This is a genomic window from Kouleothrix sp. (assembly GCF_046328425.1).
In the GTDB taxonomy this organism is placed as follows: Bacteria; Chloroflexota; Chloroflexia; order Chloroflexales; family Roseiflexaceae; genus Kouleothrix.
The window spans coordinates 46,307-69,064 of record NZ_JAXLWP010000013.1; the positions used below are offsets into that span (position 1 = coordinate 46,307).

Sequence of the window (22,758 nt, forward strand, 5' to 3'; positions counted from 1 at the left end):
CGCCATGACCGCCGAGGATGTGATCGCCGCCGACCACGACTACGTGCTACAGACCTACCAGCGCCCGGATTTCGTGATCGAGCGCGGCGAGGGCTGCTACCTGTTCGACGCCGAGGGCCGCCGCTATCTCGATTTTGTCGCCGGCATCGCGGTGAACGCGCTGGGCTACGGCGACGCCGACGTCGCCCGCGCGATTGCGTCGGGCGCGGGCGGGCTGATCCATACCTCGAACCTGTACTACACCCGCCCGGCCGCCGAGCTGGCCCAGCGCCTCGCCGAGCACTCGTTCGCCGACCGGGTGTTCTTCAGCAACAGCGGCGCCGAGGCGATCGAGGGCGCGCTGAAGTTCGCGCGCAAGTACGCCCGCGAGCACGGCCACGACGACAAAACCACGATCGTTGCGTTTAGCGGCTCGTTTCACGGCCGCAGCATGGGCGCGGTGGCGGTGACGCACCGCGAGAAGTACCGCCTGCCGTTTATGCCGGTGATGCCCGGCGTGCGCTTCGCGCCGTTCAACGATCTGGCCGCCGCCGAGGCGGCGATCGGCGACGACGTGTGCGCCGTGGTCGTCGAGCCGGTGCAGGGCGAGGGCGGCCTGAGCGTGGCCACTCCCGAGTTTCTGCGCGGGCTGCGCGCGCGCTGCGATGCGGTGGGCGCGCTGCTGATCGCCGACGAGATCCAGTGCGGCATGGGCCGCACTGGCACGCTGTGGGCCTACGAGCCCTACGGCATCACCCCCGACATCATGACCGTCGCTAAGCCGCTGGGCGGCGGGCTGCCGATCGGCGCGATCCTCATGACGCAGGCTGTGGCCGACGCCATCCACGCCGGCGAGCACGGCACCACCTTCGGCGGCGGGCCGTTTGTTGCTAGCATCGCGCGCGTGGTGTTCGACAAGATCGCCGACCCGGCGTTTCTCGCGCACGTGCGCGAGGTCGGCGACTACCTCGACGAGGCGTTGCACGATTTTGCCAGCGCCCACCCACAGGTGCGCGAGCTGCGCGGCCGTGGCCTGATGCGCGGCCTGCAGATCGACGGCTCGGCCGCGGCGCTGCGCGAGGCCGCGCACTCCGCCGGGCTGCTCGTCGCCACCGCCGGCGATGACGTGGTGCGCCTGCTGCCGCCGCTGATCGCCGAGCATCGCCACGTCGACGAGCTGGTGCAGAAGCTGGGTGTGGCCTTCGGCCAGGCGTAACATCTGTTATTTCCAATCAAGTCTATTGTGCACCGCTTGTGGCGCTCCGCGCCACAAGCGGTGCACAGAGCTGCCGCAGGCAGAATCAGCTTGTGACGATCAGGAGCGCGATAGTATCGCGCCCGTATGGTACGGTGGCGGCTACGGTACGGGCGCGATACTATCGCGCCCGTACGGCGGGGGCGCAAGAGCATGATACCAATCGGCGACCGCAATCCGACGCGCAACTTCGTGTTCATCAACTACGTGCTGCTGTTCGCGAATATCCTGGTGTTTGTGTACGAGCTGTCGCTGGGCGACCGGCTCGACCAGTTCATCGGCGCGTGGGGCGTGCGCTCGCCGGAGGTGATCGCGCTGCTGGGCGGCCAGCTTGGCTTTCTGCGCGTGGTGCTGCTGAAGTCGCTGGTGTCGATGTTTTTGCACGGCGGCTGGCTGCACCTGATCTTCAACATGCTCTTTTTGTGGATCTTCGGCGATAATGTCGAGGATAACTTCGGCAGCGTGCCCTACCTGCTGTTCTACCTGCTGGCCGGCTTTGGCGCGGTGCTGGCCCAGGCGCTGCTTACGCCTACCTCCGGCGTGCCGGCGATTGGCGCGTCGGGCGCGATCAGCGGCGTGCTGGCGGCGTACCTGCTGCTGTACCCGCGCGCCTCGGTGCGGGCGATCCTGCCCATCCCGATCTTGTTCCTGTTCTCGTTCTTTGTGCCCGCCTGGCTCATGATCCTCATCTGGTTCGGCGGCCAGCTGCTGAATAGCTATGCGGCGCTCACCAGCGCCGCCGAGATGACCGGCGGCGTGGCGTATGGCGCGCACGTCGGCGGCTTCGTCGCTGGCCTGGTGCTGACGCTGTTCTTCCGCAAGCCCCAGTTGCCGCCGCGCTACGAGGCGTACCAGCAGTACTACCGCCGCTGAGGCCAGGCCCGGCCGATCGTGTGCTGTATCGTGAGCGAGGGAAGCAAGGTTGGCGTCGTGGCGCGGGCGCTTCGCGCCGCGCCACGACGCCAACCTGCTTCCCCTGCCCCGATAAAGTAGATCAGGGGCGCGAGACGTTGCACAAGCCCTGGACGGCACTGTATGCTTCTATTCCAGATAGCGAAATCATGCTATACTGAGGCTACCACTCGCGCTACGTAAGAAGCCATACGCACGATCGGCAACCCTGCTAGCCTAACCATCCAGCCTGGCTGCTGCGTGACTGCCTGAAAGTCTGCCTTCGTATGGTCGGCGATCGCTCAGCGCTCGAAGCTCGATTATCCGCGCTCGACGGCGATGCGCCGGCTGTGCCATGCGATCGGATCGATCTGTTGAACCAGCTGGCGTGGGCGCTGCGCGACCGCGACCTGGCGCGGGCCGAGGCGCTTGCCCACAGCGGCCCGTACGCGCAGTCGCCGTACCTGCCTGGCCTACAGCCTGCGCACCCAGAGCTACGTGTGCATGCGCCGCGCCGAGCTGTTCGAGCCGCTCGGCATCGCCGCGGGCGTGCCCTCGACCCTCGATATCCTCTGCGGCATTCTCTCGTCCTGGAGCCGCTACGACGAGGCGCTGGCGCTGCTGCAGCATATCAACGAGCTGGCCACCGCGTAGGATTGTAAAAGGACTTGGAAAGTCCAGATTATTTCACAGCGAAGTTGATATGAGCATACAGCAACAGCGCACCAGCACGCCCGGCTCGATCCTTGTCGTCGACGATAGCCGCGATAACCTGTGGGTGCTGGCCGACCTGCTCGCGCGCCACGGCTACAGCGTGCAGCCGGCGCTCAGCGGCCCGATCGCGCTGGCGGTGGTCCGCCAGACCCCGCCCGACCTGATCTTGCTCGATATTATGATGCCGGACATGGACGGCTACACCGTGTGCCGGCTGCTCAAGGCCGACGCCGCCACGCGCGACATCCCGGTGATCTTTATCACCGCGCTCGATGGCGTGGCCGACAAAGTGCGCGCGTTTGCCGAAGGCGCCGCCGACTACCTCTCCAAGCCGTTTCAGCCTGCCGAAGTGCTGGCGCGCGTGCGCACGCAGCTCGAGCTTCAGCAGGCGCGCCGCCTGCTCCAGAACCAGGTGGCCGATCTCGAGCGCTTCGCCCGCACCGTCGCGCACGACCTGAAGAACCCGCTGACGGTGATCGACGGCTACGCCGACGTGCTGCTCGATATGTTCGACGACCTGCCGGCCGAAGATCGCCGAGAGATCCTCGGCAAGCTCAGGCAGCACGCCCAGAAGGCGACCAAGATCGTCGACGCGATCCTGCTGCTGGCGCAGGTCGAGCAGGTGTCGATCGCCACCAAGCCGCTGGGTATGGCCGTGATCGTTGCCGAGGCGCGCCACCGGCTCGACCATATCGCCCGGCAGTGCGGCGCGCAGTTCGAGCTGCCGCCCAGCTGGCCGGTGGCGCGCGGCTATGGGCCGTGGGTCGAAGAGGTATGGTTTAACTACCTGAGCAATGGCCTCAAGTACGGCGGTACCCCGCCACAGCTCGCGCTCGGCGCCGACCGGCAGAGCGACGGCATGCTGCGTTTCTGGGTGCGCGACAACGGGCACGGCCTGAGCGAGGCCGAGCAGGCCAGGCTGTTCATGGAGTTCACGCGCCTGAACCTTTCGCAGGGCTACGGCCTGGGCCTGGCGATCGTGCAGCGGATCGTCGCGCGCCTGGGCGGGCGCGCCGGCGTCGAGAGCGTGCCGGGCCAGGGCAGCACGTTCTTTTTCACCCTGCCTGCCGCCGAGTAGCGCCCGCCCTTCGCTGGTTCCGCGTGGAACGAGCGAGGCTTTGTTGCGCCTGACATGAACGTTTGGTGGCTCAGCCGATACGCGATCACGCCATCGACAGTGCCCTGAGCAGCATGCTTCGGCGCGATCCCGCAACGTCCGTCCGCCACCCCGCAACGTCCGTCCGCCACCCCGCAACGTCCGTCCGCCACCCCGCAACGTCCGTCCGCCACCCCGCGACGTCCGTCCGCCACCCCGCGACGTCCGTCCGCCACCCCGCGACGTCCGTCCGCCACCCCGCAACGTTACGTCCGCCACCCCGCAACGTCCGTCTGCCACCCCGCAACGTCCGTCCGCCACCCCGCAACGTCCGTCCGCCACCCCGCAACGTCCGTCCGCCACCCCGCAACGTCCGTCCGCCACCCCGCAACGTCCGTCCGCCACCCCGCAACGTCCGTCCGCCATATCCCGCTGGATCACTTTTTTGCGCTGCTCTGCCCGGCGAAGCCGGGCAAGTGGTATTACCGGGCCGGAGTGGCGGCCTGCCCGCCCATGAATGCGCGCACTGCTGCCAGAAACTGCTCGGGCTGCTCGACAAACGGGAAGTGCCCGCTCTGCTTCAATACCACCAGCTGCGCGCCCGCGATGTGCTGCTGGATATACGCGGAGGCGGCGACCGGGATCGGGTCGAAATCGCCGTGGACGAGCAACGTTGGCACGTGGATGCTCTTGAGCCCTGCCTCAATGCCCGGCTGGCTGCGGTTGAAGCTGGTAGCGAGCATGGATTGCACGGTTGCCGCGTTGCGCAGGGTATTGGCCTCGGCAGTTGTATCGAGCGCCGTGGCCCTGGCGGGGTCGTAGAAGCGCAGCGCCGCGTCGAGCCGGTTGCACTCGGCCTGCTCGCTCGCGCTCAGCTGGCTATACGGTCGCGAGCAGGTGCTGCTGAGGGTTTGCTGATCGGCTGGGCTGAGGCGCGCGATGCGCTGCTGCACTGTTTTGAGCTGCGCCGCGACAAACTCGCGCGTCAGCGGCACAGCATCCACCAGGATCAGCTTGTCGAGGTGGTTCTGGTACTTGAAGGCGTAGAATAGGGCAACAACAGCGCCCCACGAATGGCCGACCAGCGTGATCTTGTCAAGGCCAAAAGCCGCCCGCAGCGCGTCGAGGTCGTCGGCGAACTGGTCGATCGACAGCGCCCGCAGCTCGAGCTTCGCGTCCGATGCGCCAGTGCCGCGCTGGTCGTAGAGCAGCAGCCGGTACTGATCGGCGAGCGGCGCCACGTGCGGCAAGAAATAGCGATGCGAGCCGCTGCGGCCGTGCACAAACACGATCGGCTGGCCGCTGCCGAGCGCGGTGTAGAAGAGCCGTGTGCCGTTGATGTCTTTCAGGCCCTGCGCTGGAGGCTCGGCGCCTTGCCGGCCGCAGCCCGCCGCGCACAGCGCCACAATCAGGCACAGCGCCAGCGCCAGCGCCGAGCGCCCCGGAAGTTTTGCCATAGTGTAGCGACCTTTCTGCCGCGAGCGGCGCGTACGCCCACGTCATACCAAATCCGGCTGAGCGCTTGGATTATGGTGGGGGTTCGGGGCGGCAAAGCCGCCCCCGAAATTTCGTTTTCTTGTGCGCCCCCCGGCTGGCCGGCCCGCCGCACAAGAAAACACAAGTAATCAAACGGAGTTGGTATCAGCCCGCGTAGCCGAGTGCCGCCAGCGCCGCGCGCGCGGCCGCAGGCTCGTCCCACGGCACCTTCTGCTCGCCATAGATGATGCAGGCCTCGTGGCCCTTGCCGAGCAGCAGCACAATATCGCCCGGCCGCGCGCGCGCGAACGCCGCCGCGATTGCCGCCGGCCGGTCGGGGATGCGCGCGTACGCCAGGCCCGGCCGGGCCGCGCCCTCGGCCACGGCCGCCTCGAGGCCCTCGGCGATCTCGCCGATGATCGCGTCGCGGTCCTCGAGGCGCGGGTCTTCGTCGGCGAGCACCACGAAGTCGCAGAAGCGCGCTGCCACGCGCCCCTGGATCGCGCGCTTCTCGCGGTCGCGCTCGCCGGCGCTGCCGAACACCGCGATCAGCTGGCCGCCCGTCAGCGGCCGCACGATGCCCATGAGCTTCTCGAACGCGCCAGGCGTATGGGCGTAGTCCACCAGCACGGTGAACGGCTGGCCCTGCTCGACGCGCTCCATGCGCCCGCGCACGCCGGGGATGGCCTCGAGCGCGCGCGCCGCAGCCTCGAGCGGCACGCCCTCGGCCAGGCCCACCGCCAGCGCCGCCAGCGCGTTGGCCACGTTGAAATCGCCGGTGAGCTTCAGCCGCAGCTCGCGCTCGCCCCACGGCGTGGCCACGCGGAAGCGCAGGCCGTGCTGGCTGGCGGCCACGTCGTAGGCGCGCACGTCGGCCGCGTTGGCGATGCCGTAGGTCAGCCGCTGCGCCCCAGGCGGCGCGGCGTCGAGAAACATCTGGTGGTTCGGGTCGTCGGCGTTGACGATCGCAACCTTGCGGCGCTTGTCGGGACGGCGGACGAATGACGAAGAATCAAGGATCAATGCCTCCGCGCCGTCGGAGGCCGCAGCACTACTATCAAGCAGGGGCGGAGCTTGGTCTTTCGTCCTTTGTCCTTGGTCGTCCCCCAGCATTTCGAACAATCTCGCCTTATCGCGCCGGTACTGCTCGACGGTGCCGTGGAAGTCGAGGTGCTCGTGCGTAACATTGGTGAGCACCGCCACGTCGAACAGCGCGCCGCCGAGCCGGTTCCAGCGCGCCGAGAGCGCGTGCGAGGTCGATTCGAGCACGGCGTAATCGCAGCCGGCCGCGGCCATGTCGCGCAGCATCGCCTGGATCTCGGGGGCCTCGGGCGTACTCTGGCGCGTGTCGTTCGCCCACTGCCGCCCGGCGATCTTGAAGTCGACGGTGCCGATCGTGCCGGTGGTGTGGCCGCCAGCCTCCAGCACCGCGCTGGTGAGAAACGTGGTGGTGGTCTTGCCGTCGGTGCCGGTGATGCCGACGACGCGCATGCGCGCGCCGGGGTAGCCGTAGAATGCCGCCGCGATCGGCGCCAGCGCGGCGCGCGCATTGCCGACGCGCACATACGCCACGTCGGGCGGCAGCGCCAGGTCGGCCGGGTCGCGCTCGCCCACCACCGCGCGCGCGCCGCGCGCCAGCGCCTGGCCGATAAACGCGTGGCCGTCGGTATGGAAGCCGCTGATCGCCACAAACAGGCCGCCGGGCTGGGCCGCGCGCGAGTCGTAGGCCAGGCTGTCGATCGCGATATCGGTTGGGCCGGTCGCCTGCGCGCCCGGCAGGCCGGCCAGAAGCTCGTGTAGCTGCATATGCCCTCCCTGTGAAATGCCGCGCCATTCTAATCGGCGCGCGGGCGCGCGCCTGAGGGCGTTCGGGGGCTGCGAGGGCGTTCGGGGCTGCGCGCCCCCGTGCCCCCGCGGCAGAGGGCGGCCGCCCGCCCTCTGCACTTCCCCGCTGGGGCTCCGCCCCAGACCCCGTAATGAATGCCGTCGTGTGTACACCGTTGGTGGCGCATGCCTCGTGGCGCGGATGCGGGTGGTGGTTTGCCCTGAGGCATGCGCGCCTGACGTTGCCATTGGCACGGCCTCCCCCGTAGGGCGCGCATCGTGCGCGCCTTCTCCCAATCGGGTGAGCCTTCGGAGGCTTCGCGCCACCGTTTCCCTCCGTGGGCGTTCGGGGCTACGCGCCCCGTGCCCTGCGAGGGCTTTGGGGGCTACGCGCCCCCGTGCCCGCGGCAGAGGGCGGCCGCCCGCCCTCTGCACTTCCCAATGGGGCTCCGCCCCAGACCCCGTAATGAATGCCGTCGTGTGTACACCGTTGGTGGCGCATGCCTCGTGGCACGGATGCCGGTGGTGGTTCACCCTGAGGCATGCGCGCCTGACGTTGCCACTGGCACGGCCTCCCCGTAGGGCGCGCATCGTGCGCGCCTTCTCCCTGTCGGGGCTGCGCGCCCCAGACCCCGTAATCAATGTCGTCGTGTGTACACCGTTGGTGGCGCATGCCTCGTGGCGCGGCAGAATGTGTTGGCTTGCCCTGAGGCATGCGCCACCGGCGCTGATGGTGGCCTGGCCTTCTTTCCTGTGGAGGCGCGCACCATGCGCGCCCTACATTTGGTAATATGCTCCCCGCTCTCCCGCTCTCCCGCTCTCCGCTCCGACGCTCCAAAGCTCCAACGCTCTGCTAAAAGCCAGGCGCGCGGGTTTCAGAGCAGGTCGCGCAGTGTGGGCAGCATCGTCTCGGCTACCAGCGCGGCGCCGGCATCGGCGAGGTGCGCGCCGTCGCACAGCAGCCGGTAGCCGCGCCGCTCGGCCAGCGCCGCGTAGCTGGCGCCGCGCGCGCCGATCGCCAGCCAATCTTGCACCGGCACCCAGATCCTGTACGGCGGGCCGACGCGCGGGTCGGCCGCGAGCGCGCCCAGAAACGCCGCGCGCACGTCGATCAGCGGCAGCTGCTCTTGCCCCGCCAGCGCGCGCACGATCGTCGAGTAGCCGTCGATCAGCGTCTGCACCGGGTCGCTCGGGTCTTCGCCCACGGTCGTGAGCGTGCACAGCGCGATCCGCGCGTCGGTGCGCGCGCGCAGCATCGCGATCAGCCGGCGGTAGCCGGCGATAAAGCGGCGCGGCGTCAGCACCACGTGCAGGTTCTTCAGCGTGCGGTAGTACGCCCTGCTGCTGGGCAGGCCGTACAGCGTCGTCAGGTCGTTCAGGCCCACCATAATCGTCACCACGTCGGGGCGCCGCGCGATCACATCGCGCTCGACGCGCCGCAACAGGTGCAGCACCGTGTCGCCGTTGACCCCGGCGTTCACCACGGCGACGCCCGGCAGCGCCGTGCGCAGCCGCTCGACATACGACGCGCCGATCAAGCCCTCGGTGATACTATCGCCGAAGCACACCAGCGTCTTGCCTGCGCCCATGGTTTGAAGATCTCCTGTGGTTGAACAAGCGCCCGCTGCGGATGCCTCAGGGCGCGGGCGCACCGGCCTGCGCCGGCCAGGCGGCTAGATGCCCCAGCGCTCGAGGATCGGCAGCAGCTCGGGCAGCGTCACGATCGTCGCGTCGGGCTGCACATCGCCAAGCGGGAACTCTTGGCCGCGCATCCACACCGCGCGCATGCCCACGCCCTGCGCACCGACAATATCCTCGCGCGGGCTGTCGCCCACGAACACCGCGTCGGCGGGCGCCACGCCCAGCAGCTCGAGCGAGTGCCGGAACACGCGCGGGTTTGGCTTCCAGATCCCCAGCTCGCCCGAGAACAGCGGGTGCTCGAGGTACGGCAGCACGCCGATCGTCTCCAGGTCCTCGAGGTGCAGCTCGGCCGGCCAGATCGTGTTCGAGATCAGCCCGATCCGGTAGCCGCGCTCGCGCAGCTCGGCCAGCGTTGCCACCGCGCCAGGCGTTGCCGCCACGCCCTGGCGCATCGGGCGGGCGTAGTGGCGCGCGGCCTCGAGCAGCGCCGCCTCGTCGAGCGTCAGCGCGTGCGCGGCGGCGCCGGCCGCGATCCAATCGACGGCGCGCAGGTTGATGTGCCCGCCGGTCGACTGCGCCCAGCCCTCGGCCAGCCGCGCGAACATCGCCTCGACGAAATCGTCGACGTGCGAGCCGATCGGGTGGCCCTGGTCGATCAGGTACTGGTAGATACCGCGAATGCCGGGGGTCTCGAACTCGCGCCAGCTGCCGGTGCCGGGCCGCACGAACTGCATCAGCGTGTTGCCCATATCGAAGATAATCGCGCGGGTCATGGCGCCTCCTATATGTCGCGCTTAGGTTTGGCCGCCTCGATGATCTGCTGCAGGTACGCCTGCCAGGCGTCGCGATTTTCGATCGTAATCCGCCGCACCCGCTCGAGGTCGCCGCTCTCGGCGGCGTCGTGCGCGCGCGCCAGCGACTCCTGGAAGGCGCGCGCAAGCTCGGCCACGGCGCGGCGCATCTCGCCGTTCAGCTCGCGCTGGTGCTCAAGCTCGCGCCGCAGCCAGGCGATCAGCCGCTCGGCCTCGTCGGCGGTCTGCTGTTCTTCGCTCATATCTGTCATATTGCACTACTTACCGGTGGGGCTCTAGCTGGCGAAGCGGCGCATCCAGGCGCGGTAGAGCGGCGCGATATACACGCGGTCGTAGGCCGGCAGGAAGCGCGCCACCTCGCCGCCAAAGCCTTTCTTGAAGCGAAACACGCCGTACAGCGGGTCGCGCCTGGCCTGCTCCTCAAGCAGGGCGCGCTCGGCGTCGCCGGCCGCGTCGGCGGCCTGCCCGAACTGGTCGGGCACGCCCCAGAAGTCGTAGGTCTGGCAGCCGCGCTCGCGCGCCCACTGCAGCGCGTGCCACTGCAGCAGGTGGTTGGCGCCGCTCCTCAGGCCCGCGTCGTTCGAGCCGCCGTACAGGTACAGGCCGGCGCCGGCCCAGGCGAACACCAGGCAGGCCGCTACGGTGGCGCCGGCATACTCGGCCAGCAGCAGCCGCGCGCCCTCGCCGCCGGGCGCGGCGCGGAACTGCTCCCAGGCGCTGGCGTAGTACTCGCGGCTGTGGATGCCAAACTCAGCGCGCTGGCCAGTCTCGCGCATGATCGCGTAGAACGCGTCGAGGTCGGCGGGCGCCGCGCCCACGCGCACCTGCACGCCCTCGCGCTGGGCGCGGCGGATGTCGGCGCGGTGGCCCTTGCTCATCCCTGCCAGCAGGCGCTCGGGCGCGGGCGCCAGGCCGAGCAGCAGGGTGGTGTGCGGCTGGAGCGGCGGCGCGGGCGCGAAGCCCTGCACCAGCATCGCGCTGTGCAGCGCCCCCGCGCCGGGTGCGCGCTCGAGCACATTCGGCTCGAGCCGCAGAAACACCGCGCGCGCCCGGCGCGCCATGCGGTCGAGCGCGCCGATCAAAGCCGCGTTGCTGGCGTCGTCGGCCAGCAGCGGCCCGCGCGGCACATACGCCGCGCCGAGGCCCAGGCGGCTGCGGATCAGCAGCTGCGCGCCGGCGCGCGGTCCGTCGGGGCCGATCACGAGCACGCGGCGTGCCTGCCAGCCCACCCGCTGCTTCAGCGCGCCCCAGCTGCTCGACTGCAGCAGGTGGCCGTGCGGGTGTGCCTGCGCGAACGCGTCCCACTCGGCGGCGCCCGGCTCGACGACGGCGAGCCGGGCGGCGGGGGCAGCCGCTGGCGGCGTGGTGGCGTGCGCCATCGCTACAGCAGGCTCTCGCCGAGCGACAGCTCGTCGAGCGCGTCGCGCGCGGCCTGGCGGCGGGCCTCGTCTTCGCTCTTGGCGATCTGCTTGAGCAGGCGCTCGGCGCTGCTGCCGCCGACCTGGCCAAGCGCCCAGATCGCCGCGAACGCCACCTCGCTATCGCCGTCGTTCAGCAGCGGCGTAAGCTTGGGCAGCAGCTGCTGCGCGTCTTCGCCCATCTCGCCGACGGCGCGGGCGGCCTCGTAGCGCAGCGCCGGCGACGCGTCGGCCAGCGCCTGGCCGATCGTCGGCAGCCAGCGCGGCAGCATCGAGCGGCCCATGGCCACCAGCGCGCTCTCGCGCAGCAGCAGCTCGTCGCCGGCGTAGGCCAGCCCAACCTGGCGCTGGATCTCGTCGTCCTCGGCGAAGTAGCCGGCGCTCTCGATCGCGCGGCGGCGCACCTCCAGCGGCTGGCGCTGGTCGAGCACCACGCGCTCGAGCGCGGCGCGCAGCGCCTTGGCATCGCCCTCGGCCAGCTCGTCGAGCTGGGCGCGGTAGGCAAAGCGGCTGAGCGACACCGCGGCCGCCGCGCGCACGGCCGGCGCCGGGTCGGCGCGCAGCAGGTCGAGCAGCCGGTGCAGCACCTGCGTGCGCTCGCTCTCCCACAGGCCCTCGGCGGCGCTGGCGCGCACCTCGGCGTCGTCGTCGTCGAGCATCCACAGCAGCGCCTGGGCAAAGTCAAGGTCGACATTATCTTCGGCCAGCTCCACCATCGCGTGCGCGATCTCGGCGCGGCGGCGCGCCACCACCGACATCCAGGCCGGCCAGAACTCGGCGCGCGCCTCGAAGCCCAGCCCCGAGAGCGGCTTCAGCTCGCGCATGGCCAGCTTATGGTCGCGCGCGCCGATCGCGTAGATATGTTCGGCTATGGTCATGCGTCAGATTCCCCCTGGGAATATTGAACGAGTAGTGAGATCGACCGCGCCGTCGGCTCACTACTCGTTCGGTGTGCTATCACGTCGATCGAACGACTACTCGTCGTCGTCGTAGTCCATGGTGTCGTCTTCGTCGTCGCTGGCCTCGACCGGCGGCGGCGCATACGTCCAGCTGGCGCCGTCCTGCTCGAACTGGTCGCCCTCGCCAAGCAGGTGGCTCAGGTAATCGCGCGAGGATGGCCGCAGCACGTTGAGCGCGACGAACAGCTGGCTGAGCGTCGCGCGGTAGCGCGGCTCGGAGCGCGTGCCAATCGGCTCGCCCACCGTCTCGAACACGTGCTCGAGCGTCACATCGCCCTTGCGGCGCTCATTCATCGGCAGCGACTTCAGGTTGCGCAGGCGGCCGTACTGCTGCTGGTTCACCAGCATATCGTCGTCGACGGCGCAGTAGTAGCTGACGTTGGCGAAGGCGAACTTGTTCTTCTTCTCGTCGAGCACCAGCAGGCGGTCTTGCTGCTCGGGCTGCTCCTCGTACGAGATCGTGAAGATATGCGGCTCGGCTGTGCGCGCCAGCGTAATCAGCGCGCCGGGCACCAGGTGCTCGTGGAAGAACTCTTCCAAGCCCTGCACCCAGCCGCCGCGGTTGCCGGTTGGGAAGCGCAGCTCGGCCAGCGCCGAGCTGTAGTGCTGCGGCGACTCGATCCGCAGCACGGCGCTGCGCTGGTCGGAGAGCAGCGCGTTCGGCAGCAGCGCGGCTATCGCCTTGGAGTACGGCAGCACGCCATACTCCCATTCGAAGAACGTCAGAATATGGCTGAGCGTGCCGCTCTTGCGGATCGAATCGGCGCTCTGCTCGGCCAGGCTGTCGTCGAAGCCCTCTTCGAGGTAGCCCGCCAGCTGGCCCATCTCGCTGGCCTTCACGCGCTTGGTGCCGATCGCCGGCATGCCCTTGGTGGACCACAGGCGCGCGCCGTCGACGCCAACAAACTCGAAGTCCTTCTCGCGGCTCAGCCGGTAGTCGAGCGCAAAGCGGAACGTCTCGTAGTCGGGCTGGCGCGGGTTGTGGTAGAAAATATCGGCGATGATCTGGGTGTCGGCCATGGGCTCGCCGGTCTCGATCAGGTAGTCGCGGATGCGGCGCAGATCGTTCTTGCCGAAGCTCTCGACCGCGGCCTCGGGGTAGGCGTCGTTGCCAAACACCACGATCCGGCGCAGCGGGTCGTTCTCGAGCGCGGTGCGGAACAGGTTCGCCAGCGTCGGCCCGTACTGGCCCATCAGGTCCGGTGTCGCGCGGCGCAGGTCGATCTGCACGCCATTGGGCAGGGTGATCATGGTGTTCTGCGGCAGCGCGGCGGGGCGCTCGGCCACGGGCGCGGGCGCTTCGGCCACAGGAGCGGGTGCTTCGGCCACGGGCGCGGGCAGCTCCTCGGCCACCGGCGCGGCCTCCTCGGCCACGGGCGCGGGCAGCTCCTCGGCCACCGGCGCGGCCTCCTCGGCCGGGTGCAGCGGCGTAAGGCCGGCCTGCTGCTGCCAGTAGTCCGAGATATACACCGGCTCGATCGTAGTCAGCGCCGGGCGGGTAGTGGTAACCACCACGCTAATATCATCGACGGGCAGCGGGTTATCGGGCTCGTACAGCCGCTGCTTGAACATATGCTTGTTGTCGTCCTGGCGTGGCCGGTAGGCGCCCAGCCGCGACACAACGTAGATCACGTCGTCGCCCTGCTGCTCGCGCGCGAACACGGCGGTATTCGTGCTCAGCGCCGCGTCGATCTCCTGCGCCAGCTTGGCCCGGTCGGCCTTGCGCTGGGTCGCGAAGTAGTCGGCCAGGTTGGCGAGCGTCTGGCGGATGGGCGCGTCGACGGCGAAGAACGAGCCTTGCGCCTTCATGATCTGAAACACCTGCTCGGCCAGCGCCTGCTGCTCGGCGTTGCCTGTGAAGCTTGGCTGATCGCTCATCAGCGTTTCTCCTCCGCAGTCACCATCTCGCGCAGAATGTCGAGATAGCGCTCGATCAGCTTGGCAATGTCTTGCGGCTGGCCGCTGGCGCGCAGCATCTGCACGAGCTTGTCTAGCCCGGTTTCGCCGAAGATTACGTTTTTGGCGTCCATAGCTCCTGATTTCGCTACTGGCTGAAAGCCGAAAAGCGGCGCGCACAAAAACACGCGCCGACTGCGCAACTAAACAGGCATTATAGCATTGGAACCAGCCGGGTGCAAACGTGAGGGGGGGCAGATCACAAGGGCAGAGGAAGAAACAATTAGGACTTACGCAGTTGGTGCGCTCAGCCTTCGGCAGATTGGACGTGTGCGGTTTTTCCGCGCGGAGCGCGGAAAAACCGCACACAATGATCAAAAAGTGCCTTTAATCGCGCATGCTCTCGAGCGCGAGCGCGAGCGCGCCGATCGACACGCTCTCGAAGCCCAGCACCGACGGCACGATCTGCACCGGCCGCTCGATCAGCGAGGCCATGTACGTTGGTATGCGCTGCTTAATCGCGCCGAGCAGCGTATCGCCGCCGTGGCGCGCCACCACGCCGCCCAGAATAATCATCTGCGGGTCGATCAGCGCGATGATCTGCGAGAGCCGCACCGCCAGCAGGTCGGCCGCTTCGGCGATGATCTGCGGGCCGACGCGCGTGTCGCCGAAGATCTCGCTGAGCATATCGGTCGAGAGGCCAAGCTCGGCCGAGCGCTGCAGGATGCCGCTGATCGAGAGGCGCTGTTCGAGCGTGCGCGGCGGCTCGTTGGGGTAGATCGGGTCGATCGGGCCGACGATCGCGTGGCCAACCTCGCCGGCCATGGTCGTCGCCCCGTGGTACAGCCGCCCGTCGAGCACCAGGCCGCCGCCGACGCCGCTGCTGAGGTGCAGGTAGAACAGGCTGTGCGTGTCGCGCCCGACGCCGAAGGTCGCCTCGCCCAGCGCGATCAGGTTGGCGTCGTTGTCGAGCAGCGTCACCGCGCCGAACGCGTCTTCGACGTGCTGCCTCAGCGGGAACTGCTCCCAGCCGGGCATGCGGTGCGAGCGCTGCACAATGCCGCTGCGCGCGTCGACGGGGCCAGCGAAGCCTACGCCGATGCGCACCAGCCGCGCGGGCTCGACACCCTGCTGTGCCAGCAGGTCGCGCGCGAGCGTGAGCGAGGCTTCGAGCAGGCCGCTGGCGCTGCTGCCGGTGGTTTCGTGGTAGGCGCGCTGATAGGTGTGGTTATGCAGATCGATCAGCGCGGCGCGCAGGCCGTAGCTGCCGATGTCCATGCCCAGGATGTGGCCCTGGTTGCCAAGAAATCCCCAGCTGTTGCGCCTGAGCCGGTCTTGCACGAGGGGTTGCGGGTCGTTCATGGCGATCCTCCTTCTCGATCTCGATGGCATCACAGCGTGAGGGAACGATCGGGCAGGCACTTCGGCGGCATTATAGCACACTGCCGCGCGCGCGGCTATGGGTGCGGCTCAGGTGTGTCGCCGGCTGGGGCGTCGGGTGCTGGCGCGCTGCCCGCGCTGCGGCGCTGTATCTGGTCGTATCCAAACGCTACACCGCCAAATGCCAGCAAGATCATTGCCGCCCCAGGGCTTGTGGCGCGGCGCGGCCAATCTGCGGCTGCGGCCGTGGGTGGTGGCGGCGCGCTGGTCGGCGCAGCGCCGGCCGCCGGTGAGGCTGTGGCTGCTGGGGCGGCTGGCTGGGCCACGCCGCGATAGCGCGCGGCCGGCGACGCGAGATGGTAGCGCACGCCGATCGGCGTCGCGCCGGGCCAGGCTGGGATGCGCGGCGTAGAAGTGGGCGGCGGCGCGGCTGCGCGCGCGGGCTGGCTGCTGCCTGCGGGCGTGGAAGCCTGTGGCGTGCCGAGCGGTGGTGCGCCTGGTGTTGCGTCGCTCGGCAGCTCCAGCGCGCGGTTAGGCTGCCCCGGCGATGGGTCGCATGTGGCCCAGGCGCCCGCGATGCGGCACAGGCTGGTGTCGGCAGCGGTCGCGCCGAAGCGATACTCGTCGGCGGCGCTGCCATCGGGCCGCAGCAGCCGCAGGCTGTCGCCGCCGTTGTTCAGCAGTGCCTTCGGCAACTGCACCAGCAGCAGGCCGCCAGGCGCGACGAGCGTGCCAGCGGGCAGCTGGTATGGCGCCCCTCCGCCGGGCGCGTCGTCGATCGCCCAGCCGCCCAGGTCGATCGCGCGCGGGCCGCTGTTCGCAATCTCGACCCACTCGGCGTCGTAGCGCGTCTTTGGGTTCGGCAAGAACTCGCTGAGGGCTGGCGCGCACTCGGCGCAGCTTGATGCGCTGGCTACGCCTGCTGGCGTGGCGGTGGGCTTGTGCGGCGTGGCGGTGGGCTTGTGCGGCGTGGCGGTGGGCTTGTGCGGCGTGGCGGTAGACTTTGCCGGGGTGGAAGTCGGAGGGGATGGCGGCAGGTTGGGTGCGCCCGGCGACGGCGTATCGCTGAAGTACCAGCCGCCGTCCCCGCGATTATAGCTAGCGTCGGGCGGGCTGGCGCCAATATCGACAGCATCGGCGACGCTGCCGTCGGGCCGCAGCAGGCGCGCGCTGTCGCCGCCGTTGTTCAGCAGCGCGCCGGGCAGGTTCACCACCAAGTATTCGCCGGCCGCAATCGCCGTGAACTGTGGCAGCGCAATCGGCGCGCCGCCTCCGGCCCCGTCGTCGATCTTCCAGCCCGATAGGTCGACCGCGCCAGCGGCTGCGTTGAACAGCTCGATCCACTCGCCGCTGTAACGGGTTTTCGGGTACGCCAGGATCTCGTTGATAGAGATGCCCTCGGGCCAGCTAACGCTCGGCGCGCAGCCGCCTTCACCTACGCAGGTTGGTGTAAGCGTAGCGGTCGGGGTGTGGGTCGGGCTAGGCGTGCGTGTAGTGGTTGGCGTGTGGGTCGGGCTAGGCGTGCGCGTAGCGGTCGGCGTGTGGGTCGGGCTGGCGGTGAGCGTGGCGGGCGGGAGATTGGCCGCGCCAGGGCTGTTAGCCGTACTGATATACCAGCTTCCATCGGCCGCGCGGCTGTGGCTAAGGTCGGGCTGGCTGCCGGCGTAGCTCGTGCTGTCGGCGCTGCTGCCGTCGGGCCGCAGCAGGCGCACGCTATCGGCGTCGTTGTTCAGCAGCGCGCCGGGCAGCTCGATCACTAGGTAGCCGAGGGCTGGGATTGTTGACTGAGCCGGCAGCGCGATCGGCGCGCTACCACCCGCCTCGTCGTCGATCTTCCAGCCTGATAGCTCGGCAGGCTCGGCCGCGGTGTTGTACAGCTCGACCCACTCGTTGCTGTACAGCGTTTTTGGGTAGGCCAGAAATTCATTGATGATGACGCCGGCCGGGTATGGCGTGGCGCTGGGCGCGAGCGTGGCGGTGGCTGGGATGCTCGTGGTGGGCGTGCTGCTGGGCGTCGTGCTAGGGGCGGGCGCAGTCGCGGTGGGCGTGCTGGTGCTCGTGGCGGTGGGTGCAGGCGTGCTGCTGGGCGTTGGGCTGGCCGTTGGTGTAGCGGTTGGCTGCGGATTGGACGCGCCCGGCGTGGCGGCTACCCTGGCCCAGGTAGCGCCGCCGTCGGGGATGCGCGCGTAGGCCATGCCGGCGACAGTGCCGGTGTAGGCATGCGTGTCGATCAGCGTATTCGCCGCATCGAGCAGCTGAATAGCGTCGCTGCCGGTGTCGTTCAGAATATTGCTAGTGAGCGAAACCACCAGCAGTCCGTGCGCCGCGATGCTCGTGCCGCTGGCGAGCGCCGTGCGCGGCGGGCCAAGCGTATCGTCGTCGATGATCCAGCCCGACAGATCGACCGGCGCGTCGCTGGTGTTCAGCAGCTCGGCCCACTCGGCGCCGCTGGCCGGCTTGGGCACGAACTCGTTGATCAGGATCGGCGATGCGGCGGCGGCGCGGCTGGCCGGCGGCGGCAGCGCAAGCACGCCGATTGCGAGAAGTGAAACGCAGAGCCAGGTACGCAGACAGATCGATAGCGGCATGGTGTGGTTCCTGACGTTAGGCTAGCGGCTGGAAACGGTGCACTAGCCGCAATAGTAGAATATTGGCGTTACCGCTGCATAACACGAGCTTATGCGCTGCTTCCCGCGCACTGCTGGCCGTAGCTTCTGCTAGCGCGTGCGACAGGGTTTGTGCAATGTCTTTCGACCCCTCCCCCTTCCTCCTGTCAGGGGAGGGGAAACACATCTGGCTGTGTGGTGCGGTCGCCGCCGCGACCGCACCACACAGCCACCAATATCTCTCTCCCGCGCGCGGGAGAGAGGGGAAAGGGGGTGAGTGCCGACGTTGCACGAGCCCTGGTGTGTGCGACAGATGAGGTGCGCCGAGAGAGCGTTTGTGGTATACTAGGGCCTATACCCCTGGGGGGTATAATTGCACTGCGGCACCGGAATGGAATATGCTATCATGGGGGCCGCGGCCGCAGGCGTGACGGCACTCTGAAGAGGAGCAGACAGTTTATGCACAGCAAAGTTGTGATCATTGGTTCGGGCCCAGCCGGCCTGACGGCAGCGCTGTATGCCGCGCGCGCGAACCTGGAGCCGCTGGTAGTGCGCGGCTTGCAGCCAGGCGGCCTGATCGCCACCACCAGCGAGGTCGAGAACTACCCGGGGTTTGTCGAGGGCATTGGCGGCTACGACCTGGCGGACAACATGGAGAAGCAGGCTGCGCGCTTCGGCACGCAGTTCAAAGACGCGCTGATCGAGTCGATCGACGTCGCCGAGCGGCCGTTCAAGCTCACCACCGACGGCGGCGAGACGATCACCGCCGACACGCTGATTGTCTCGACCGGGGCATCGCCGCGCAAGCTGGGCGTGCCGGGCGAAGAGCAGCTGGCCAACCGTGGCGTCTCATACTGCGCCACCTGCGACGGCTTCTTTTTCCGCAACAAGCGCGTGGTGGTGGTAGGCGGCGGCAACAGCGCGCTCGACGAGGGCCTGTTTCTGACGCGCTATGTTAGCGAGCTTGTGATCGTGCACCGCCGCGACACGTTGCGCGCGGACCCGGTGTTGCAAGAGCGCGCGTTCAGCAACCCGAAGGTACGCTTTGTGTGGGATTCGACAGTGAGCGCGGTGCTGGGCGACCAGAGCGTGGCCGGCGTGCGCATTCAGAACCTGAAGACTGGCGAAGAGAGCGACCTGGCGACCGACGGCGTGTTCCCGTACATTGGCCATATTCCGAACACCTGGCTGTTCCAGGGCAAGCTCAACCTCGACGAGAGCGGCTTTATTGTGACCGACGGCCGCACGCGCACGAACATCCCCGGCATATTTGCTGCGGGCGACGTTGTCGATCACGTGTACCGCCAGGCGATCACCGCCGCCGGCGACGGCTGCAAGGCGGCGATGGAGGCGACGTGGTTCCTGGCCGAGCAGGAGCACGCCGCGTTGAAATCGCAGAAAGCCGCCGAGGAGGTTGTTTCGCCCGCGCTGGGCCAGTGGTAGCGCGCGAGGAGTTGGCCATGCAACCAATGCGGCGCGAGTCGCCTTACCCGATGGTGCCGGTAGACGAGGCGCAGCGGATCATTACCGCGCATGCCGCGCCGCTGGCAGGCGAGGAGATCGACGCGCTGTGGGCCGAGGGGCGCGTGCTTGCCGAGGATGTGCTGGCGGCCGAGGCGCTGCCCGACGTGCCCAAGGCCGCTGTCGACGGCTACGCGCTGCGCGCCGCCGACGGCCAGGCCGCGCGGCGCGTGCTTGGCGAGCTGACGGCGGGCGGCGGCGAGCAGCTCGCCGTCGGGCCGGGCCAGGCCGCGCGGATTATGACGGGGGCGCCGCTACCGCCAGGCGCCGACGCCGTGATCATGGTCGAGCAGACCGAGGAGCGCGACGGGGTGGTGCAGGTGCGGCAGGCGCTGCGCGCTGGCGATAGCGTTCACACCGTAGGCCAGGATATCGCGCCGGGCGCGCTGGTGCTGGCGGCCGGCACAGCGCTTGGCCCGGCCGACATTGGCCTGCTCGCGACGATCGGGCGCGTGCGCGTGCGCGTGTGGCGCCGCCCGGTGGTAGCGGTGCTAGCGACTGGCGACGAAGTGTACGAGCCAGGGGCGCAGATCGGCGCGGGGGCGATCCGCGACAGCAACCGCTACGCGCTACTGGCGGCCGCGCGCGAGGCCGGCTGCGAGGCGATCTCGCTTGGGATCGCGCGCGACGACGCCGAGGTGCAGCGCCAGGCTATTCTGGCCGGCCTCGCGCGCGCCGACGTGCTGATCACCAGCGGGGGAGTCTCGATGGGCACGCGCGACCTGGTGAAGCCGCTGCTGGCCGAACTTGGCACGGTGCATTTCGGCCGGGTCGCGTTCAAGCCCGGCAAGCCCACGACGTTCGCGACCGTCGAGCGCGCAGGCGCCGCGCCCGCGCTGGTGTTTGGCCTGCCAGGCTTCCCGGTGTCGTCGCTGGTGTCGTTTGAGGTGTTTGTGCGGCCGGCGCTGCGCCGCCTGCAGGGCGACGCGCGGCCCGAGCGCGCGCGCGCGCGCGTGGCGCTGGCCGAGCCAATCGCCGCCCCGCCCGACCGCCCTGAATACCAGCGGGCGATCGTGAGCTGGGAGGGCGGGCGGCTGGTGGCGCGCAGCACCGGGGCGCAGGGCTCAAGCCGGCTACTCTCGCTGCGCGGCGCGAACGCGCTGCTGCTGGTGCCGGGCGATGGCCAGGTATACCCCGCCGGCGCCGAGCTTGACGCACTGTTGACCGGGCCGCTGGTGCAATACTAACTTCATTTGATCTCTTTCTTTATTGTGATGCTCTGCACGGCGAAGCCGGGCAGGGCATCACAATAAAGAAAGTTCGGGGCGGCAAAGCCGCCCCCGAACCCCCACCATACAGCGGTAATCAGCCGAATGTGTATGGGGCTACTTCTCGTCGATCTGCAACTCGGTGCCATTCGCCTGGGCGGTATTCTTGGCCTCGATCTTGACCTTCACCTTGCGAGCGTTCTGCTCGACGGTATATTCCCACTGCTGATCTTCCAGATCCTGCTTGCTCTCGGTAATGCTCCAGCCATTCTGCGTGAACGCGCCCTCGTAGAAGCGGCGCACGTCGTCGGCCGCGGCGCTGATGGTGTAGGTATTCTCCAGCTTGACCACGCCGTCTTCGGTGTCCTGCTTCTGCTTGGTGCATGTCGCGCCGCTGAACACCGGCAGGCCGGCAACGGCGCTGCATCCGCCAACAACCTCGCCGTTCGCCTGAGGTGCGGCGGCCTGGGGTGCGGGCGGTGCCGGGTTGTTCGCCTGAGGCGCGGGCGGCGCCGGGTTGTTCGACTGGGGTGCGGCGGCCTGGGGCGCGGGTGGTGCGCTGGGCGTGCTGGCGGCCTGGGGCGCGAAGAAGCGGTACGCCAGGAAGCCGATCAGCAGCAGCCCCACCACCAGGCTCGCCAGCGCGACGGCGCGGCGGCGCTGGAACGTAGCGCGCTCTTCGGCCGGGCTCATGGCCGGCGCGGCCGGCAGCGGGGCGGCTGGCGCGGGCGCGGCGGCTTCGGCCGGGGGCGCGCTGGGCTGCGAAGGAGCCGGCGCGGCAGGCGGCACGAACTCGGGCTCGGGCCGGCTGCCCATGGTCGGCAAGGTCAGCGTTGGCGCATCGTTCAGCGCGGCATCGCCGGCCTCAAGCACCACTACGTCGGCGCTATGCGATTCGGGCGAGGCGGCGGGCTTGCGATTAGCCGGGGTGTCGCTGCTGCGCCTGGTTCGTTTTGTCGTCGCCATAGGTCTTCCTCCTTCGAATGCCAGTGGTTTCGCTGGCCGGGCTTTTGTATAGCTGCGATTGCGCCGGCCAATCAAGCGTTGTATCGATGGGCCTACTATACCGCTCGTACGCCAAAAGCTGAATGATAAGCGCCATCCGGCGGTGATCCTATTTCTGTCGAAAGCTGATTGCCCGGTGACTATTCGCCATGGTATAATTTGCGGCGGTTTTTGCATTTCTACCAAAGAAAGGAACAGTTGTGTCTCCACAGCAATGGAGCCAGCCGCCGGCACTAGAGATTGATCCGGCGCGAATCTATCGGGCGACGATCGAAACCAACAAAGGCAGCATTGTACTTGAGCTGTACCCTGCCAATGCGCCAAAAACCGTCAATAACTTCGTGTTTCTGGCCCGCCAGGGCTTCTACGATGGCATTAGATTTCATCGCGTCATCAGCAATTTCGTGATTCAGGGCGGCGACCCGACCGGCACCGGCACAGGGGGGCCGGGCTATCGCTTTGAGGACGAAGTGCGCGGCAACCCGCTGCTCCACGAAACCGGCGTGATCTCGATGGCGAATGCCGGCGCGAATACCAACGGCAGCCAGTTCTTCATCACCCTCTCGCCGCAGCCGCACCTGAATGGCAAGCACACCGTGTTTGGCAAAGTGGTCGAGGGCATGGATATTGTGAATGCCACGCGCCAGGGCGACAGGATGGAAAAGGTGACGATCCAGGAAATATAGCTTGTGCCGTGGAGGCACAGCTATGCCCGCCGGCATCCGCTGCATTGCGCTATGAGGGTAATACGCAACAATGCACCGTTTCTTGGAACAGAAACGGTGCATTGCAGTGGCGGGGAGGGTGGGATTCGAACCCACGTGGGTTTTCAGGCCCAACTCGTTTTCGAGACGAGCACGTTCAACCGCTCCGTCACCTCCCCGAGTTGTTGTTGGGTGGTGCAGCGGCGCGTTGCCATGCCGCTACACCCGAAGGGCGGCCAAACGCCATACGGCGCGACCGCCCTTCCCATTTGTGGCGACTCTGGGGCGACTCGAACGCCCGACCTCTTCCTCCGCAGGGAAGCGCTCTAATCCACTGAGCTACAGAGTCTCATATCCCAACGGGCTGCATCTT

At 68.4% G+C, this 22,758-nt stretch carries 19 protein-coding genes and 2 tRNA genes; 7 read left to right on the forward strand and 14 right to left on the reverse strand.

Features of this window, described 5'->3' with window-relative positions:
- Positions 1–4: 4 nt before the first annotated feature.
- From U0177_RS13450 to U0177_RS13465, 4 genes are all read left to right on the forward strand, one after another.
- A complete protein-coding gene (locus tag U0177_RS13450) occupies positions 5–1,195 on the forward strand; it encodes an aspartate aminotransferase family protein (protein ID WP_409571151.1) in 1,191 nt (396 codons plus the stop codon).
- A gap of 192 nt (positions 1,196–1,387) precedes the next feature.
- Entirely contained in the window at positions 1,388–2,107 is a 720-nt protein-coding gene (locus U0177_RS13455) for a rhomboid family intramembrane serine protease (RefSeq protein WP_409571152.1), read from the forward strand.
- A 447-nt stretch (positions 2,108–2,554) separates the two neighbouring features.
- Complete coding sequence (locus U0177_RS13460; protein WP_409571153.1) at positions 2,555–2,779, forward strand: hypothetical protein; 225 nt, start codon at positions 2,555–2,557, stop codon at positions 2,777–2,779.
- A gap of 49 nt (positions 2,780–2,828) precedes the next feature.
- Positions 2,829–3,917 carry a response regulator gene (locus U0177_RS13465; RefSeq protein WP_409571154.1) on the forward strand — a complete coding sequence of 363 codons (1,089 nt, stop codon included), beginning with the start codon at positions 2,829–2,831 and terminating at the stop codon, positions 3,915–3,917.
- A gap of 500 nt (positions 3,918–4,417) precedes the next feature.
- Here U0177_RS13465 and U0177_RS13470 read toward each other — a convergent pair whose 3' ends face one another.
- The 11 genes from U0177_RS13470 to U0177_RS13520 all read right to left on the reverse strand — a co-directional run bounded on the left by U0177_RS13470 (position 4,418) and on the right by U0177_RS13520 (position 17,929).
- Entirely contained in the window at positions 4,418–5,392 is a 975-nt protein-coding gene (locus U0177_RS13470; protein WP_409571155.1) for an alpha/beta fold hydrolase, read from the reverse strand.
- A 184-nt stretch (positions 5,393–5,576) separates the two neighbouring features.
- Entirely contained in the window at positions 5,577–7,217 is a 1,641-nt protein-coding gene (locus U0177_RS13475; protein WP_409571156.1) for a UDP-N-acetylmuramoyl-L-alanyl-D-glutamate--2,6-diaminopimelate ligase, read from the reverse strand.
- A gap of 893 nt (positions 7,218–8,110) precedes the next feature.
- Positions 8,111–8,824, reverse strand: a complete 714-nt coding sequence (locus U0177_RS13480) for an SGNH/GDSL hydrolase family protein (RefSeq protein ID WP_409571157.1) — start codon at positions 8,822–8,824, stop codon at positions 8,111–8,113.
- Positions 8,825–8,908: 84 nt separating this feature from the next.
- The gene (locus U0177_RS13485) at positions 8,909–9,649 is read right to left on the reverse strand and encodes an HAD family hydrolase (RefSeq protein ID WP_409571158.1); all 741 of its coding nucleotides are present in this window, start codon (positions 9,647–9,649) and stop codon (positions 8,909–8,911) included.
- An 8-nt stretch (positions 9,650–9,657) separates the two neighbouring features.
- Positions 9,658–9,939, reverse strand: a complete 282-nt coding sequence (locus tag U0177_RS13490) for a DUF2203 domain-containing protein (protein ID WP_409571159.1) — start codon at positions 9,937–9,939, stop codon at positions 9,658–9,660.
- A gap of 24 nt (positions 9,940–9,963) precedes the next feature.
- Positions 9,964–11,067, reverse strand: coding sequence for a lipid II:glycine glycyltransferase FemX (locus tag U0177_RS13495; protein WP_409571160.1), 1,104 nt, complete (start codon positions 11,065–11,067; stop codon positions 9,964–9,966).
- A gap of 2 nt (positions 11,068–11,069) precedes the next feature.
- Positions 11,070–11,984 carry a HEAT repeat domain-containing protein gene (locus U0177_RS13500; protein ID WP_409571161.1) on the reverse strand — a complete coding sequence of 305 codons (915 nt, stop codon included), beginning with the start codon at positions 11,982–11,984 and terminating at the stop codon, positions 11,070–11,072.
- Positions 11,985–12,080: 96 nt separating this feature from the next.
- Positions 12,081–13,943 (reverse strand): hypothetical protein, encoded by a 1,863-nt coding sequence (locus tag U0177_RS13505; RefSeq protein ID WP_409571162.1) that lies wholly within the window; start codon positions 13,941–13,943, stop codon positions 12,081–12,083.
- Positions 13,943–14,095, reverse strand: coding sequence for a hypothetical protein (locus U0177_RS13510; RefSeq protein ID WP_409571163.1), 153 nt, complete (start codon positions 14,093–14,095; stop codon positions 13,943–13,945). The genes U0177_RS13505 and U0177_RS13510 overlap by 1 nt, the downstream gene beginning before the upstream one ends.
- Before the next feature lie 253 nt (positions 14,096–14,348).
- The gene (locus U0177_RS13515; RefSeq protein ID WP_409571164.1) at positions 14,349–15,323 is read right to left on the reverse strand and encodes an ROK family protein; all 975 of its coding nucleotides are present in this window, start codon (positions 15,321–15,323) and stop codon (positions 14,349–14,351) included.
- 95 nt (positions 15,324–15,418) lie between these two features.
- Positions 15,419–17,929: a lamin tail domain-containing protein gene (locus U0177_RS13520; protein ID WP_409571165.1), complete on the reverse strand. Its 2,511-nt coding sequence runs from the start codon at positions 17,927–17,929 to the stop codon at positions 15,419–15,421.
- A gap of 477 nt (positions 17,930–18,406) precedes the next feature.
- On the opposite strand from U0177_RS13520, the gene trxB reads away from it, so the two are divergent.
- Positions 18,407–19,390 (forward strand): thioredoxin-disulfide reductase, encoded by a 984-nt coding sequence (gene trxB, locus U0177_RS13525; protein ID WP_409571166.1) that lies wholly within the window; start codon positions 18,407–18,409, stop codon positions 19,388–19,390.
- Between the two features lie 17 nt (positions 19,391–19,407).
- The gene (gene glp / locus U0177_RS13530; protein WP_409571167.1) at positions 19,408–20,655 is read left to right on the forward strand and encodes a gephyrin-like molybdotransferase Glp; all 1,248 of its coding nucleotides are present in this window, start codon (positions 19,408–19,410) and stop codon (positions 20,653–20,655) included.
- 138 nt (positions 20,656–20,793) lie between these two features.
- On the opposite strand, the gene U0177_RS13535 is transcribed toward glp, so the two are convergent.
- A complete protein-coding gene (locus tag U0177_RS13535; protein WP_409571168.1) occupies positions 20,794–21,642 on the reverse strand; it encodes a hypothetical protein in 849 nt (282 codons plus the stop codon).
- 239 nt (positions 21,643–21,881) lie between these two features.
- On the opposite strand from U0177_RS13535, the gene U0177_RS13540 reads away from it, so the two are divergent.
- The gene (locus U0177_RS13540; RefSeq protein ID WP_409571169.1) at positions 21,882–22,367 is read left to right on the forward strand and encodes a peptidylprolyl isomerase; all 486 of its coding nucleotides are present in this window, start codon (positions 21,882–21,884) and stop codon (positions 22,365–22,367) included.
- A gap of 107 nt (positions 22,368–22,474) precedes the next feature.
- Here the strand turns inward: U0177_RS13540 and U0177_RS13545 are convergent.
- Positions 22,475–22,564, reverse strand: a tRNA-Ser gene (locus tag U0177_RS13545).
- 93 nt (positions 22,565–22,657) lie between these two features.
- Positions 22,658–22,734 (reverse strand) — tRNA-Arg (locus tag U0177_RS13550).
- Between the last annotated feature and the right edge of the window lie 24 nt (positions 22,735–22,758).